This window comes from Hymenobacter metallicola (genome assembly GCF_004745645.1).
Lineage (GTDB): Bacteria > Bacteroidota > Bacteroidia > Cytophagales > Hymenobacteraceae > Hymenobacter > Hymenobacter metallicola.
In genome coordinates, this window is sequence record NZ_SRMB01000002.1 from 447,651 (window position 1) to 464,545 (window position 16,895).

Here is a 16,895-nt window from a genome sequence, read left to right on the forward strand (position 1 = left end):
AGATAAAGAAAAGGCCCGCAACTTCCGTTGCGGGCCTTTTCTTTATCTGATGCGGCAGCACTACTCGTTATAAATCGTCTGCAGCACGGTCTGGCCCACGGCCTTCAGGGTGCGCTTGTCGATGACGCTCATGTTGTCCTGGGTGGTGTGATGATACGCCGGGAAATAATCGTCGCCGACGGGCAGGTGGTCGATGATGTCGATGGTGCGCACCCCGGCCTGGTTGGTATACACGTGGTCATCGTCGATGCCGGGGCTATCCTGGAACAGGAAGAAGTCGGAGTAGCCGAGCTGAGCGCCGGTGTTCCACACTTTGTCCACCACGTCGCGGGCGTACTGCCGCGAGGTTTCTTCCCGGCTGAACTTGGCGTTCTTGGCCCCTACCATATCCAGCAGAATGCCGTAGCTGGGCTTGTACCCGGCGGGCACCAGGTTGCGCGACCAGTACTGGGAGCCCAGGCACCAGCTGTCCTTGCCCTGGGCGCTGAGCTGGTCTTTCAGGTCGCTCTGGGTGGAGGAGTCGTAGCCGTAGTCCTCGGAATCGAACAGGATGAAGTCGACCCCTACGGCGGGCTGCAGGCTGTCGGGCTGCAGGCTGAGCAAGCGGGCCATTTCCAGGGCTATAGCCACGCCGCTGGCCCCATCGGAAGCGCCGTCGAGCGGAGCATTCTTCTTCTCCTTGTCCTTGTCGGCGAAGGGGCGCGTGTCCCAGTGCGCAAAAATAGCTACCCGCCGGGCCGCCGTGGGCGCAAATTGCGCAATGATGTTGCGCGAGTTAAGCGTTTTGCCATCAAAGGCCATCACCTCAAACTTCTGCTCTTTCACCGCCAGCCCGTACGCCTTGAACTGTTTTACCAGCCAGTCGCCGGTAGCTACGTGGGCTTTGGTGTTGGGTACGCGCGGCCCAAAGGCCACCTGCTTCGCCGTGAAGGCATAGGCCGAGTCGGCGTTGAAAGCGGGGGCCGCTACGGTTGGGGTGGCTGGCGGCGTGGTGGTATCGGCGGTTTCCTTTTTATCGGGGCCGCAGCTGGCCAGCAGCACTCCCACGGCTGCGGCCAGGGCCAGCCCAATTTTCTTATTCTTCATATGCCCAGTCAACGCCGGTTTTTAAGTCTTTAATCACAATGCCCTGCCCTTTCAGCGCCGCCCGAATCTGGTCGACTTTGTCGTAGGCTTTGGCTGTTTTGGCTTCCTGGTAGAAGCCCAGGGTAAGCTCCAGGAGTTGCTCCGCATTGGCCCGGGGCTCGTCCTGCAAGCCCAGCACCTCCGTCACCACGGTGCGGTAGGAATGTAGCGCTTCCTGTAGGGCAGCTTCGCTCACGGTGCCCAGGGTGGCCGGGTTGGCGAAGAAGCCGTTGAACTTCCGTAGCAGGTTGAACAGGCTGGCCACGGCGCGGGCCGTATTCAAATCGTCGTTGAGGCCGGTGAAGATATCAGCCGCCAGCTTGCGCAGTTCGGCATCCGGCTTCTCGGTATCGGCGGCGCGTTCGGTGCCTTCGGGCAGCTGCAGCTTATCGAGCAGGCGCAGGCCGTTCATCAGCTTGCGGTAGCCTTTGCGGGCGGCCTGCAGGGCTTCGTCGCTCACGTCGACGGGGCTGCGGTAATGGGCCTGCAGCAAAAAGAAGCGCACCACCATGGGCGAATAGGCCTGCGTAAGCGTAGCCGTGGGACCTTTGAACATGTCGCCCAGCAGCACGAAGTTGCCCAGGCTCTTGCTCATCTTGGTCCCATCCACGGTTATCAGGTTGTGGTGCACCCAGAAACGCGACTCATCGGTGTGGGTGTGGCTGCCTTGGCACTGGGCAATTTCGCACTCGTGGTGCGGAAACATCAAATCCAGGCCGCCGCCGTGAATGTCGGACAGCTGCCCCAGGTACTTGCGGCTCATGGCCGAGCACTCCAGGTGCCAGCCCGGAAATCCTTCGCCCCAGGGCGAGGGCCACCGCATGATGTGCTCGGGCGCGGCTTTTTTCCAGATGGCAAAATCCAGGGGGCTGCGCTTTTCATCCTGCCCGGCCAGCGTGTCGCGGGTGCCGGCCAACTGGTCGTCGATGCTGCGGTTGGAAAGCTTGCCGTACCGCTCCCGCTCGGCATTGTAGCGGGGCACGTCGAAGTACACGCTGCCGTTGACCTCGTAGCCGAAGCCGTTGGCAATGATTTCCTCCACCATGCTGATTTGCTCGGTGATGTGGCCGCTGGCCTGGGGCTCGATATCGGGCGGCAAGCAACCCAGGGCCAGCATGTTCTGGCGGTAGAGGTTCACAAAGTGCTGGGCAATCTGCATGGGCTCCTGGCGCTGGGCCCGGGCGGCCTTGGCCATCTTGTCCTCGCCTTCGTCGGCGTCGCTTTCCAGGTGGCCTACGTCGGTTACGTTGCGCACGTAGCGCACGGTATAACCTAAGTGGCGTAGGTAGCGCGTCAGCACGTCGAACACCACCGGGCCGCGGGCGTTGCCCAAATGCGCCTCACTGTACACGGTCGGGCCGCAGAGGTAAACGCCGACAAAGGGGGCATTAACGGGTTCGAACGGGTCTTTGCGACGGGTAAGCGTGTTGTAGAGGGAAAGCGGGTGCTGCATCTGGCAAAAGTAGGAAGTTTTAGCGGTCAGCCCGAAGCGAAATTACTTGTGATTATTGAGCCGATTACGGCGTGTAAACAAACTTCAACGCCCGTGTTATCAGCAAGCATCCTAATTTTAGAACTACCGACCCTTCCTACGTCTGCCCTTTTCAGCACAAAATGAGTACATAAACCCGCTTTTGCAGTACAAAAAGTTCAGTAGCTAGTACAACGGGTTCCATTTGAGGTTCTCCCGCTACTCCACGCCGGCAGCAGTTGCAGTAGCGGACTTCGGCAGCCAGTAGATAGCCGAGGTAGGGAAGTGGTCGGAGAAGGGAATTTCGTAGTTCACCTCCAACTCCCCAATTTGCCACTGCGGACTGGCAAACTGATTGTCGATGCGCACGAAGGGCAAGGCTCCGTTGTAGGTAGCGCCCACGCCGGTACCCACCGTAGCCCAGGCGTTCTGGAAGCGGTCGGCTAGTTGGTCGTAGGTATAGCTGTAGGGCACGTCGTTCAGGTCGGCGCAGAGCAGCATGGGGTAGCGGCAGCGCTCGAAGCGCCGAACCAGGGTGTCGACCTGCACGCTGCGGGCGACTATCCCACGCTTGAAGCGGCGCATTAGGCCCAGCCCTTTTTTCTTCAGGCCCTCCTTGCTGGAGTAGCTATCCACAATGTCCTTCTCGTCCATGCTCATGCTTTGCAGGTGGAAGTTGTAGACGCGAATCGTGTCGCCGGCGGGCAGGCGCAGGTCCACGAACATGGCGTGGTTCTGGGTGAGCTTATCGAAGGAAATCGTGCCCCGGCCCACGATAGGAAAGCGCGAGAAGATGGCCATGCCAAACTCGGAGCCCGCCCAGTTGGTCAGGGTTTTGGATACAAAAGCTTGGCGCCCGGCCTGACGTCCAATTTTGTCGGTGCTCCGAAACAAGCTGCCTTCGGTGCTGCGGCCACCGGCGGGTTCGTTGTAAAATTCCTGCAGGCACAGTATGTCGGCCGGGTTAGCAGCCAGCCATTGAATGAACTTTCGCGAAGATTCCGAGTCTTTGTCGCGCAGCTGCGGATACACGTTGAAAATGCGCACGTTGGCACTGACCAGGCGCACGGGTTGCCAGCCGGCTTCGGCCACCGGGGCCGGTCGGAACGGATGCAGGGCCAGCCCCCGCTGAAAGTGAGGCCAAGTCAGAAAGGCTACCACGGCGGGCAGGGCCGCTACGCGCCAGTTGCGCAGGAGCCAGTAGCCCACCGCCGCCAGATTCAGGGCCAGGGCCGCCGGCAGGGTAAGGGCCCCAAAAGCGGCGGGCCAGAACACCCGAGGCGAAATTTGCACGCAGGCTATGGCCAGTAGCAGCCACGCTAGTACGAGCAGAGTACATTTAAAGGCAAAGGAACGACGCACAAGCAGAAAGCCCTGACGGGAAAAGCAAAGGTATAGGTTACGAGCACATGGCCGCTACGGCTGTTTTAGCTCCGGGTTTTGGTTGTATCTTTCGAATTATAATTTCCGGATATGGGTCGACTCTCTACGCTACGCATTCTTTTGCTGCTTGCCTTCTTATTGCCCGAACTACCTGGCTGGGCCCGCCCCGCCAGCGAGGTACCGGGCCGCACGCTGGAATTCACCGAAAATAAGGGCCAGTGGAACAGCCGGGTGCGCTACCTGGCCGAAGTACCCGGCGGGCGACTGTTCCTCGAAAACCGCGGCTTTACCTATGCCTTCATCGACCCCAAAGCCGTAGAGCAGCAACACGAGCACACGGCCACGCCCAACCGGGTGCGGGCCCATGCCTACTCAATGACCTTTGAGGGCGGCAATGCCAAGCCCACGTTTGTACCAACCGAGGCTACCACTGACAAGCGTAACTACTTTCAGGGCTCCGACGCCCGGCACTGGGCCAGCGGGGTGCAGGCCTTCCGACGGGTGCGCTACGAGAATATTTACGCCGGCATCAGCGCCCAGCTCTACGAAAACAGCAGTGCCCGCCTCGAGTACGACTTCCACCTGCAGCCCGGGGCCAACCCGGCGCAGATTCGGCTACGCTACGCCGGGGCCGACAAGCTCAGCCTGCAGCAGGGCAACCTGGTTATTCAGACTGGGGTGGGCAGCGTTACGGAGCAGGCCCCGCAAGCCTGGCAACGACTCGGCGACACGCGGATACCCGTCAGCTGCGCGTATGTGCTGCAGGGCAATGTGGTGTCGTTCCGCCTGGGCAAGTACGACCCCAAGCTGCCCCTGGTTATCGACCCCACGGTTATCTTTTCCTCGTTTACCGGCGCCACCGGCGACAACTGGGGCTTTACGGCCACCTACGACCAGCAGGGCAACATGTATTCCGGCGGCATCATCAAGCAGTTGAGCTTCCCGGTAAGCCCCGGCGCCTACGATGTCTCCTTTAACGGCATCTGGGACATTGCTATCATTAAATACAACACGGCCGCTACCGGCGCCGCTTCCCGCCTCTACGCCACCTACCTGGGCGGCGACTCCACGGAAGCCCCCCACAGCTTGGTGGTCAACTCGGCCGGGGAACTGGTGGTGATGGGCTCCTCGGGCTCCCAGAACTACCCCACGACCCCGGGCGCCTTCGATGCTACCTTCAATGGCGGACCCCGCATTAATAAGCTCAATGCCCTCCACTATGGCAATGGCAGCGACATTGTCGTCAGCAAACTCAGCGCCGACGGCAGCAAGCTTACCGCGTCTACCTTTCTGGGCGGTACCGACACCGATGGGCTAATGCTGCTCAATGCCGGCGCGCTGGTGCACAACTACGGCGACCAGTTCCGGGGCGACGTCATCACCGACGGCAGCGGCAACGTGTACCTGACTTCGGCCACCACCAGCGTCAACTTTCCGCTGGCCTCGACTACCAGCATCCAAAGCCGGAATGCAGGCGGCTACGATGCGGTAGTGTGCAAGCTCAGTCCTGATTTGAAAACCCTGCTCTGGAGCACTTACCTGGGCGGCACCGCAACGGATGCAGCGTATTCCATCCAGCTAGACGCCAAGCGCGACGTGTACGTGAGCGGCGGCACCACGAGCACCAACTTTCCCACGACGCCCGGCAGTTACAAACCGCAGCACCCGACCAACGATGCCGACGGCTTTGTGGCTCATATCAGCGCCGACGGTACCCGCATTGAGCAGGCTACCTACCTGGGCACCTCCTCCTACGACCAGGCCTACTTCGTACAGCTCGACGCGGCCGCCAACGTGTACGTGCTGGGTCAAACCAGTGGGACATACCCAGCCACGGCCGGCTTGTACGCAACCCCAAACGGCCGCCAGTTTGTCCAGAAGCTGGATCCTACGCTGACGCGGAGCTTGTACGCTACTCAATTTGGCGGCATCAATCCTAGCCTCAACACCCTGCTCTCGCCAACGGCCTTTCTGGTAGATGACTGTGAGCGAATCTATGTGTGCGGCTGGGGCGGCACCACCAACAACGGCTTTTTTGGCGGCACTACATCGGGGCTACCCGTTACGCCCGGCGCTATTCAGCCTACCACCGACGGCTCCGACTTCTACTTGGCCCAGTTTACACCCGGTATGAAAGCGTTGGAATACGCTACCTTTTTCGGGGAACAGGGCGGCCGGGCCGAGCACGTCGACGGCGGCACCTCGCGCTTTGACAAGCGCGGCCTGGTGTATCAGGCGGTTTGTGGGGGCTGCAACGGCGGGTTTGGCTCTTCTAGTTCGGGCTTTCCCACCCTGCCCGGCGCCAGCTTTTCTACCATCAACGGCAGCATCAACTGCAACAACGCCGCCTTCAAGATTGACTTCGGGACGCGCTTGGCCGACCCCGGGCCCAGTCGCTACGTGTGCGTCAGTGCGGGCCCCGTAGTCCTGGGGGGCAGCCCGGCCGGCGGCACCTGGACGGGTCCGGGCGTGTCGCTGGGGGCCAACGGCAGCTACCAGTTTACGCCTTCGGCGGCCTTGGTCGGGGCCAATACGCTTACCTATTCAGTGGCTTCTACCGGCGTCTGCATCAGTTCCCGCACCCTGCGCATGACCGTTACGCCGGATGTAGCTCCGGTTTTCACTCCCATTCCGCCCCAGTGCATCAGCAGCACCGTACCCGTGCAGCTTACCGCTACGCCCCCCGGCGGCACCTTCAGCGGAACCGGCGTGGCAGGCAGCACTTTCAACCCGGCCCAAGCCAAGGTAGGCACCCACACGCTGACCTATTCTTTCCCCGGCGACACAACCCGCTGTGGGGCCGTTACGCAAACGGTGGTCGTGAATCAGTTGCCGGACGTGGAAGCCGGCCCCAACCTCACCTTGTGCGCCTACGAAACGGCCTCCCTGCAACTGACGGGCGCCAGCCCGGCCGGGGGTACCTGGAGCGGTCAGGGAGTCACCCCTTCGGGCCTGTTTACCCCGCCCAATACCAACAACCGCGGCGCCATTATTACCCTGACCTATACCATCAACAGCAACGGCTGCAGCAACACCGATACCCGCACCGTGCTGCTGGCTCCCTCGCCCGAAACCAACGTGGCCCTGAGCGTGCCGGCCTGCGAGGCGGCCCCCCAGTACACGGGGCTGGCACCGTTTACCTGCACTTTTGCGCCCATTTTGCCGGGCGGCACTTACCAGTGGAGCTTCGGCGACGGCAGCACGCCTTCCACGCTAGCTAACCCTTCCCACGTGTACGAAAAGCCCGGGCAGTACTCGGTGCAGCTCACGGCCCGGTATTCGAACTGTGAGGTAGTGACCCAGTTTGCGCCGGTCATTGTGGGAGAAGTTTTCATTCCCAACATCATCACCCCAAATGCCGACCAGAAAGACCTGAACGAGCAGTTTGTTCCGGTTTTCAGCTGCCAGCCCGCCTCCCTGCAGATTTTCAACCGCTGGGGCGCCAAGCTCTACGAAACCAGCACTTACCGCAACGACTGGCGCGGCGAGAACCTGCCCGACGGGGTGTACTACTACCTCTTGCGCGACCAAGACGGCCGCACGGCCAAAGGCTGGGTGGAAGTCAAGCGCTGAGTGGCCCCCTCTTTCTACTGCGTTAGTCTGCCTACTACTGATTCCCTTTTTTCTATTGTTTTACCACAGCATCTATGTGGAGAAAATTACTCTGTCTGACAGCTACACTGAGTTGTTGGGTTACTGCGAGTTGGGCTCAAACCAATCTTGCTTCTGGCGCGAGTTTGGAGTTTATCGAAAACCGGGGCCAGTGGCCGTCTGCCGTGCGCTACATGGCCGAGTTGCCGGCCGGCCGCCTGTACCTGGAGCCCGGAGGCCTTACCTATTCTTTGCTGGCTGGTGTACCGCACGCCCACGGTAGCGCAATACAGGACAAGGCTAAGTCCGCTGCCGGTATTCAAGCCCATGCGCTGCGGGTCACGTTTCAGGGCGGCACCCCCGAACCCCAGCTGCGTTCCGACAACCAGACCACCGAGGTGCGCAACTATCTGCGGGGCAACGACCCCAAGCAATGGGCCCAAAACGTGCCCGGCTTCCGGCAAGTACGCTACGCCGAAATCTGGCCCGGCATCGGGGCTCACTTCTACGAGAATCGGCAGCAGCAACTAGAGTACGACTTCGAGCTGGCTCCCCAAGCCGATCCGGCCGCTATTCGCCTGCGCTACACCGGGGCCGATGCCATCCATCTGACGGCGGAAGGCGCGCTGGAAGTAAGTACCACCGTGGGCATTCTGCGGGAACTGGCGCCCCAGGCCTGGCAAACTACGGCCAACGGGCAGCGTGTGGCCGTGGCCTGCGCCTATGTGCTCGAAGGCAGTACGGTGCGCTTTCGGCTGGGCAAATACAACGCCGAGCTGCCCCTGACCATCGACCCCACGGTTATTTTTTCTAGCTACACCGGCTCGACGGCTAACAACTGGGGCTTTACGGCCACCTACGACCAGCAGGGCAATATGTACTCGGGCGGTATTGTCTTCGGAGCGGGCTACCCCACCACCACGGGTGCCTACCGCACCACCTTTGCCGGCCTGATCGACATTGGCATCATCAAGTACAACACCGCTACCACCGGCCCGGCCTCCCGCGTGTGGGCCACCTACATCGGCGGCTCCTCCGCCGATTTTCCGCAGAGCCTGGTCGTGGGTAGCCAGGGCGACTTATTCATGCTGGGCACGACTGGCTCTGCAAACTACCCCACTTCGAGTACCGCCTACGACCGTAGTTTCAACGGGGGCACTTATGTCGAACCCTTTGGCTCGAGCCAGTATCTCTTGCCCGGGGGCAGCGATATAGTCGTGACCCGCCTGAGTGCCAACGGTAGTACCTTAGTCGGCTCCACGTACCTGGGCGGCGAGGGCAACGAAGGCCTGCTGCGAACCAGCTACTCGGAACTGGTGCGTAACTACGGCGACGGTTTCCGGGGCGATATTCTGCTCGATGCCAACGACAATATTTACATCGCCTCCAATACTTCCTCCGCCAATTTTCCGGCGGCCAATGGCTTCAACAACTCGTATCGGGGTGGCGACTATGATGCCATCGTTTGCAAGTTCAACTCCACGGCGAGCAGCCTCCTCTGGGGCAATCTTTTGGGCGGGTCTGGCGAAGAGGCGGCCTACTCCCTGCAGCTGGATGGCGCCGGCAACCTGTACGTGAGTGGTGGCACCACCAGCTCCAACTTTCCCACAACAGCCGGTACGCTGCACCCCACTACCCGCGGCGATACCGACGGTTTTGTGGCGCGTATCAGCAGCGTCGGCAACCAACTCCAGCGGTCCACCTACCTGGGCACCTCTTCCTACGATCAGGCCTATTTTCTGCAGCTCGATGCCAGCGGATCCGTCTACGTGCTGGGGCAGTCGTTGGGCAACTATCCCGTCACGGCCGGGCGCTACCTAAATGCCGGCAGCCGGCAGTTTCTCCACAAGCTGGACAAAGACTTGTCGTCCACCAGCTTTTCCACCGTCTTTGGCAGCGGCCGGTCCTCCATCGATATTTCCCCCACCGCCTTTCTGGTTGACCAGTGTAACCGCATCTACATCAGTGGTTGGGGTGGGGGCGAAAATGCAAATCTGCCGTTCTACAACGGCTACGTCCACGGCTTGCCCGTGACGGCCAATGCCGTGCAGCCCACCACCGATGGCAGCGACTTCTACCTGATGCAGCTGGCCCCCGATGCTACCCGCCTCGACTACGCTACCTACTTTGGTCAGCAGGGTGACGTGGGCGACCATGTCGACGGGGGTACCTCCCGCTTCGACCCGCGAGGCTTCGTGTACCAGGCAGTGTGCGCCTGCAATTTCTCTGGCGACGGGCGGTTTCCTGTGCCCCCGGGGGCCGGTACGTTCTCGGCCACCTCGGGCATATTTGGCGGGTGCAACAACGCCGCTTTCAAGTTCAACTTTGAAACGGCAAATGTAATAGCCGGTACCGACGCCACTGTATGCGTAGCCGCCGCCCCCCAACCCCTGCGTGGCTCGCCCGCTGGCGGCGTCTGGACGGGCCCGGGCGTATCGGGCTCCGTGGCGACCGGGTTTGTTTTCACGCCTACGCAGGCCTTGCTCGGCGTAAATACCCTGACCTATACCGTTACGGGCATAGGTCCCTGCGGCGGAGTATCCAACCTGCGCCTCACGGTGGTAGCCGCTCCCCCACCCGCCGCATTTACGACCCCCACCCAGACTTCCTTTTGTCTCAACAACAACCCAGTGCCCAGCGTGGCGCTAACAGCAACGCCTACTGGTGGCACCTTCTCCGGCCCTGGCGTCAGCAATAATATCTTTAACCCTAACCTGGCTGGTCCCGGTACTCACACGCTGGTTTACAACGTGGTTACCGGTGGCTGTATCCTGCAGGCGACTCGTACGGTCACGGTTTTGCGCGCCACTGCCGGCAGCAACATTACGGCCTGCTCGAACGCCGAACCCATTGCCTTGCTAAATGGCTTGCCCAAGGGTGGCATTTGGAGCGGGCCAGGAGTTTCCGGCTCAGCTACGGCAGGCTTCTTCTTTACGCCCAGTGCGGCACTGGTGGGCACGCGGGTGCTTACCTACACCGTAACGGGCACCGAGGGCTGCACCAGTACGGCCTCTATTACGGCCAACGTGCAGCTCAGCGTCGGCTTCACGCCTCCGGCTCCGCTGGCGTATTGCAGCACCACTACCACTGCCGTGCCTTTACCGGCAGGGGCCGTCTGGAGCGGGCGGGGTGTACAGGCCACTAGCTCCGGTTACATATTCACACCCTCCCAGGCCGGCACCGGCACTTTTAGCATCAGTTACCGCACCGGCTATACGCTCTGCGACGCCGTGGGCACAGTGCCCGTTACGGTCAGTACACCCGCGCCCGTGAGCATGCCCGCCGACACGCTCATCTGCGTAGGTACCACCGCATCTTTCCGCCTGCGGGCCCTGCCGGCAGGAGGCACCTGGTCGGGCAGCAATATCACCAGCGCGGGTGTTTTCACGCCGCCCGTGGGCTTTAGCGGCTCCGCTGTTCTCACCTACACGGTCACCAGCGGGCCATGTATCAGTAGTGGTACCCGCCGGGTAAGCGTGGCACCTGTCCCAATGTATGCTGCTTCCTGGGCCACGGAGGCGTGTCCCGAAACCCGCCAAGCCCCGCTAGCCGTGCGCTTCTCCGATCCACTCAACAATTTTTCCGGAGTTAGATGGGACTTTGGCGATGGCACGCAAGGCGCGGGCAACTCCGTTACCCACGTCTACCAAAAGGAAGGCAGCTACACTCCCCGTATTATTCGGCCCTACAACAATGGCCTGTGCACCGTAGAGCTTACGCTGCCAGTGGTTCAGGTGACGCCGGCTTACGAAATACCCAATATTATTACGCCCAACAACGACGGCATCAACGACGTTTTCCGGGCTACCAACGGCTGCCCTGGTCACCTCCAGGTATTCTCACGGTGGGGCAGCAAAGTTTTTGAGGCCCCCAAGTACCAAAACGATTGGAACGGCGGACAGGTCCCCGCGGGCACCTACTACTACCATCTGCGCCAGTTCGACGGCGTCGTTGTTAAAGGCTGGCTGGAGATAAACCGCTAACCGCCTGGCCCCACCCGGAAAAGCAGCGGCTTGTCCCGCACCCGGGCCGTTATCACGGTGGCTTGCTTTCGGCATTTTTTCGGCTTATCTTTGCACCAGCAAACTGACTATGAAGAGGGGACACACAGTCCCCTCTTTCTTTTGTCCCCCTATTCATCTCCATGAAATTTGACCGCGACCAAATAGCCGAAATGCTACAGGACAGCCTCCCCGGCCCTGAGCTATTCGTTGTCGCCCTGACCGTTTCTGACGCCATTCGGCCCAAGATTACCGTGATTCTTGATAGTGAGCAGGGTTTCGGTATCGACGAGTGCGCCTTGGTTAGCCGGCGGCTGGCCCGGCGTATCGATGAAGCTTACGGCGAGGAAGCCAGCTACACGCTGGAAGTCACCTCACCCGGTGCCGACCAGCCCTTTACCGATCAGCGCCAGTACACCCGCCACGTGGGCCGTACGCTGAACGTAAAGCTGCAGGACGGCACGGAAAAGAATGGTGTGATGGAGGCTATTGAAGCTGAAGGCATTCAACTGGCCGAGGAAATCAAGGAGAAAAACAAAAAGAAAGTATTACCCGCTGCCCTCATTCCTTTTGCGGATATTAAGGAAGCGCGCGTAGTTATTTCCTTTAAATAAGGTCGAAGGCCGCCAGCTACTACTAGTAGTAGCCAGTAGTCTTCGTTTTGAAATTCATCTAAACCGCAAACTGTCGAGCACGCGTAGGCTTCAAAACCTGGCCCACCCCTCTTCAGTTAATAGCTTAACCCCATGAACAGCAACGTCCTGATAGAATCGTTCGCCGAGTTCGCCCGCTCCAAGAACATCGACCGTCCCACGATGATGAGTATCCTGGAGGACGTGTTCCGCACGATGATCCGGAAAAAGTACACCACCGATGAGAACTTCGACGTCATCATCAACGTGGACAAAGGTGACTTGGAGATTTGGCGCAACCGCGAAATCGTGGATGACAACTCCGAGGACATCTGGGATTTCGACAAGATTCCGCTGGCCGAAGCGCAGAAGATCGAAGCCGACTTCGAGGTAGGGGAACAGGTAGCCGAGGAAGTGAAGCTCGAAGACTTCGGGCGCCGGGCCGTGCTTATGGCCCGCCAGACACTGATTCAGCGCGTGAAGGACCTGGAGCGCGATAACCTCTACCAGGCCTACAAAGATCAGGTCGGTGAAATTGTTACGGGCGAGGTGTACCAAGTGTGGAGCCGCGAGGCCCTGATTCTGGATAAAGAAGAAAACGAGCTGGTACTGCCCAAGGCCGAGCAGATCCCCAAGGACCGCTACCGCAAGGGCGACACCGTGCGCGCCGTAGTACACCGCGTGGAAATCATCAACGGCACGCCTAAAATTATCCTCTCGCGCGCCGCTCCGGCCTTCCTGGAGCGCTTGTTCGAGCTGGAAGTGCCCGAAATCTACGACGGCCTGATTACCATCAAGAACATCGTGCGGGAGCCGGGCGAGCGAGCCAAAGTGGCCGTTGAAAGCTACGACGACCGAATTGACCCCGTAGGGGCCTGCGTCGGCATGAAGGGTTCCCGGATTCACGCCGTGGTGCGCGAGCTGGAAAACGAGAACATCGACGTAATCAACTACACCGATAACCTCGAACTCTACATCCAGCGCGCCCTGTCGCCGGCCAAGATTGGATCGATGCGCATTAATGAACAAACCGGCCGGGTTTCGGTGTTCTTAAAGCCGGACCAGGTAAGTCTGGCCATTGGTCGCGGCGGTGCCAACATCAAGCTGGCGAGCCGGTTGGTAGGCATGGAAATCGACGTGTTCCGCGAGGCCGGCGACTACGACGAAGATATTGCCCTCGACGAGTTCCAGGACGAAATTGAAGGTTGGGTACTCGACGAGCTCAAGAAAATTGGCCTCGACACCGGCCGGGCCGTATTGGCCGTGAGTAAAGAAGATATTGTTCGGCGTACCGAGCTGGAAGACGTCACCGTAGATGAGGTTTTCCGCATTATTCGGAACGAATTCGAGGATAACGACGACCAAGAAGAAACCACAAATTCCGGCGACGCGCAATGAATGCGCGGCGGCCGGTACAGCAAAGACGTTAAATCACGCCAGCCGGCGTGATTTGGCGTCGGCTGGCAAGATTTAATGTAGTACCTTTGCATCTGAATACGAGTATCGTTCGCGAGCATAGAATGGCGGAAGCAGCACCTAAACGGCTCCAGCAGGCAGCCAAAGACCTGAATATTGGAATGGGCACAGTCGTCGAGACTTTGGCCAGGAAAGGACATCAGGTAGAAAATAAACCTACCACGAAGCTGACTGCCGAACAGGTAGGCCTGCTGGAACGGGAGTTTGCGTCCTCGGCGCAAGACAAGATGGAGGCTACCAAACTCAGCCAGGCTAAGCGCCAGAATGAGCAGGAAGTAGCCCCTACCCCCCGGCCGGAACCTGTAGCGCCCAAAGCTACGAGCCCCGCCGTGCCCACTCCGGCCCCAGCTCCCAAACCAGCCGAAGAAGCAAAGCCCGTTGCTACGCCAGCGCCCCAGCCTACTCCAGTGGCTGAGGTGAAGCCGGTTGCCCCCGCGGCACCAGTAGCAGCTGCTCCGGCCGAGCCTGAAGCACCTAAGGTGCCCGGCTTGAAGGTGTTAGGCAAGATTGAGCTGGATTCGAAGGGCCGCCCGGTGCCTCCGCGCCCTGTAGCCGCGGCTCCGCAGCCCGCTCCTACCCCAGCGCCTCAGCCCGCACCGGCTCCGGTTCCAACTCCTACTCCTGTAGCAGAAACCAAACCTGCTGCTCCGGTTTCAGCTCCAGCGGCGGAAACCAAACCTGCGCCCAAAGAGGAGATTACGCCGGCCGCGCCAGCCCCAGTTGCCGCACCAGCGGCTCCGGCTCCAGTAGCCGCAGCTCCGCAGCCCGCTCCTACCCCAGCGCCTCAGCCGGCTCCTGCTTCCCCAGCGCCTGCTTCTGAGCCCGCAGCTCCCGAGCAGCCCACGGAAGAGGCCGCCGGTACCATTGTCGCTAAAGCGGATCAACTCAAGGGCCTCACCGTTCTTGGTAAGATCGAGCTTCCCCTGGATTCCTCCCGTCGAGGAGGCCGCAATGCTCGCCCTGTAGCCTCATCCGATGTTCGCAAGAGCGGCCTCGGCACTGACAACAAAAAGAAGCGTCAGCGTATGCCTGCCCCGGGTGCTCCTACTACAGGAGGCCAAGGCGGCCAAGGTGGTCAGAACACGGGCCAAGGCGGTGGCGGCTACCAGGGCAACCGCCCCGGTGGTGGTCAGCCCGGTCAGCGCCCCGGCGGCCCCGGTCAGCGCCCCGGTGGGCCTGGTCAGCGCCCCGGCCAGGGTGGCGGACAGAATGCTCCCCGCCCGGCAGCAGTGGCCAATACGCCTGAGCAGAACGACAAGCAGATTCAGGAGCAAATCAAGGCGACGCTGGCTAAACTCAGCGGCGGCCGTGGTGGCAACCAGAACAACCGCGCTAAATACCGCCGCGACAAGCGGGCCGGGGTAGCCGAAGACCGTGAAGCCCAGCGGGCTCAGAACGAGCTGGATGCCAAAACCCTGAAAGTAACCGAGTTCATCTCCGCCAATGACTTGGCTTCGCTGATGGACGTTTCGGTGAACGAGGTAATCAAGGTGTGCCTGAACATGGGCATGTTCGTTTCCATCAACCAGCGCCTCGATGCGGAAGCCATTACCGTCATTGCCGACGAATTCGGCTACGACGTGGAATTCCTGTCGGCGGAGGAAGAGGAAGTAGATACCACCCTCGACGACAACGAAGAAGATCTGCAGCCCCGGGCGCCTATCGTGACCATCATGGGTCACGTCGACCACGGTAAAACCTCGCTGCTGGACTACATCCGTAATGCCAGCGTAGCCAAAGGGGAAGCCGGCGGTATCACCCAGCACATCGGGGCCTACGACGTAATGACCAAATCGGGCAAGCGCGTCACCTTCCTCGATACCCCGGGTCACGAAGCCTTTACCGCTATGCGTGCCCGTGGTGCCAAGATTACGGACATTGCCATCATCGTGGTAGCAGCCGACGACTCGGTAATGCCCCAGACGCGGGAAGCCATCAACCACGCGCAAGCGGCGGGCGTGCCCATCGTTATTGCGATGAACAAGATTGATAAGCCCGGCGCCAACTCGGAGAAGATTCGCGAAGAACTGTCGCAGATGAACATCCTGGTGGAAGAATGGGGTGGTAAGTACCAGTCGCAGGAAGTATCGGCCAAAACCGGTCTTGGTATCGAGGATCTACTGGAGAAGGTTCTGCTCGAAGCGGAACTGCTCGAACTGAAGGCTAACCCCGACCGCAACGCTGTAGGTGCTGTTATCGAAGCCATGCTGGACAAAGGCCGTGGCTATGTAACTACGGTGCTGGTGCAAACCGGTACGCTGAAAGTAGGCGACGTAGTACTGGCAGGTCCGCACTACGGCCGCGTGAAGGCCATGACCGACCACCGCGGCAAAAAGATGAAGCAAGCTGGCCCGGCCACCCCGGTGCAGGTGCTTGGTCTGACGGGCGCGCCCCAGGCCGGTGATAAGCTGCAGGTAATGGAAACTGAGCGCGAAGCCCGCGAACTGGCCACCCAGCGTCAGCAGCTCACCCGCGAGCAGAGCATGCGGACCAAGAAGCACATCACGCTGGATGAAATTGGTCGCCGTCTGGCTATCGGTTCGTTCAAGGAGCTCAACGTTATTGTGAAGGGTGATGTGGACGGTTCGGTAGAAGCTCTCTCCGACTCGCTGCTCAAGCTCTCGACGCCGGAAGTAAAGGTGAACATCCTCTCCAAAGGCGTGGGGGCCATCTCCGAATCGGACGTACTGCTGGCTTCGGCTTCCGACGCCATCATTATCGGTTTCCAGGTGCGGCCCTCGCAGAGTGCCCGTAAGCTGGCCGACAACGAGCAGATCGATATCCGTCTCTACTCGATCATCTACAATGCCATCAATGAGGTGAAGGATGCCATGGAAGGCATGCTGGCCCCAACGGTGCAGGAAGTAGTGGTAGCCAACGCCGAGGTACGGCAGGTGTTCAACATTACCAAAGTGGGCAGCATTGCCGGCTGTATGGTAACGGAAGGCTCCTTCACCCGCAATACCAAAGTGCGGGTGGTGCGCGATGGTATCGTGGTGCACTCGGGCGACATCTCGGCCCTGAAGCGTTACAAAGACGACGTGTCGGAAGTACGCCAAGGCTACGAGTGCGGTATCTCGATTAAAGGCTTCAATGACCTGCGCGAAGGCGACAACATTGAGGGCTTCGAAGAGAAAGAAGTTAAGCGGACGCTGTAAGAAGCTTTCCAATCATATAGTGAAAACGCCCTGGCTGAAAACAGCCGGGGCGTTTTGT

8 protein-coding genes are annotated in these 16,895 nt (G+C 60.2%); 5 read left to right on the forward strand and 3 right to left on the reverse strand.

What is annotated here, in order from left to right:
* Nucleotides 1–60: 60 nt before the first annotated feature.
* From E5K02_RS12730 to E5K02_RS12740, 3 genes are all read right to left on the reverse strand, one after another.
* Complete coding sequence (locus tag E5K02_RS12730) at nucleotides 61–1,086, reverse strand: M28 family peptidase (protein WP_135395159.1); 1,026 nt, start codon at nucleotides 1,084–1,086, stop codon at nucleotides 61–63.
* Nucleotides 1,076–2,578, reverse strand: coding sequence for a cysteine--tRNA ligase (gene cysS, locus E5K02_RS12735; protein ID WP_135395160.1), 1,503 nt, complete (start codon nucleotides 2,576–2,578; stop codon nucleotides 1,076–1,078). Before cysS ends, E5K02_RS12730 begins: the two co-directional genes overlap by 11 nt.
* A gap of 237 nt (nucleotides 2,579–2,815) precedes the next feature.
* The gene (locus E5K02_RS12740; RefSeq protein WP_167856386.1) at nucleotides 2,816–3,889 is read right to left on the reverse strand and encodes an endonuclease/exonuclease/phosphatase family protein; all 1,074 of its coding nucleotides are present in this window, start codon (nucleotides 3,887–3,889) and stop codon (nucleotides 2,816–2,818) included.
* A gap of 180 nt (nucleotides 3,890–4,069) precedes the next feature.
* On the opposite strand from E5K02_RS12740, the gene E5K02_RS12745 reads away from it, so the two are divergent.
* The 5 genes from E5K02_RS12745 to infB all read left to right on the forward strand — a co-directional run bounded on the left by E5K02_RS12745 (nucleotide 4,070) and on the right by infB (nucleotide 16,837).
* Complete coding sequence (locus E5K02_RS12745) at nucleotides 4,070–7,552, forward strand: DUF7948 domain-containing protein (protein WP_135395162.1); 3,483 nt, start codon at nucleotides 4,070–4,072, stop codon at nucleotides 7,550–7,552.
* A gap of 164 nt (nucleotides 7,553–7,716) precedes the next feature.
* A complete protein-coding gene (locus E5K02_RS12750) occupies nucleotides 7,717–11,553 on the forward strand; it encodes a DUF7948 domain-containing protein (protein WP_167856387.1) in 3,837 nt (1,278 codons plus the stop codon).
* 161 nt (nucleotides 11,554–11,714) lie between these two features.
* Complete coding sequence (locus E5K02_RS12755) at nucleotides 11,715–12,185, forward strand: ribosome maturation factor RimP (RefSeq protein WP_240737270.1); 471 nt, start codon at nucleotides 11,715–11,717, stop codon at nucleotides 12,183–12,185.
* A gap of 132 nt (nucleotides 12,186–12,317) precedes the next feature.
* Nucleotides 12,318–13,601, forward strand: a complete 1,284-nt coding sequence (gene nusA / locus E5K02_RS12760; RefSeq protein WP_135395164.1) for a transcription termination factor NusA — start codon at nucleotides 12,318–12,320, stop codon at nucleotides 13,599–13,601.
* Nucleotides 13,602–13,723: 122 nt separating this feature from the next.
* Nucleotides 13,724–16,837 (forward strand): translation initiation factor IF-2, encoded by a 3,114-nt coding sequence (gene infB, locus E5K02_RS12765; protein WP_135395165.1) that lies wholly within the window; start codon nucleotides 13,724–13,726, stop codon nucleotides 16,835–16,837.
* Nucleotides 16,838–16,895 lie beyond the last annotated feature (58 nt).

Excerpts from the sequence above, each read along its gene's own strand:
- E5K02_RS12730 (WP_135395159.1), bottom strand. The coding sequence starts at position 1,086 with ATGAAGAATAAGAAAATTGGGCTGGCCCTGGCCGCAGCCGTGGGAGTG.
- cysS (WP_135395160.1), bottom strand. The coding sequence starts at position 2,578 with ATGCAGCACCCGCTTTCCCTCTACAACACGCTTACCCGTCGCAAAGAC.
- E5K02_RS12745 (WP_135395162.1), top strand. The coding sequence starts at position 4,070 with ATGGGTCGACTCTCTACGCTACGCATTCTTTTGCTGCTTGCCTTCTTA.
- E5K02_RS12755 (WP_240737270.1), top strand. The coding sequence starts at position 11,715 with ATGAAATTTGACCGCGACCAAATAGCCGAAATGCTACAGGACAGCCTC.
- nusA (WP_135395164.1), top strand. The coding sequence starts at position 12,318 with ATGAACAGCAACGTCCTGATAGAATCGTTCGCCGAGTTCGCCCGCTCC.
- infB (WP_135395165.1), top strand. The coding sequence starts at position 13,724 with ATGGCGGAAGCAGCACCTAAACGGCTCCAGCAGGCAGCCAAAGACCTG.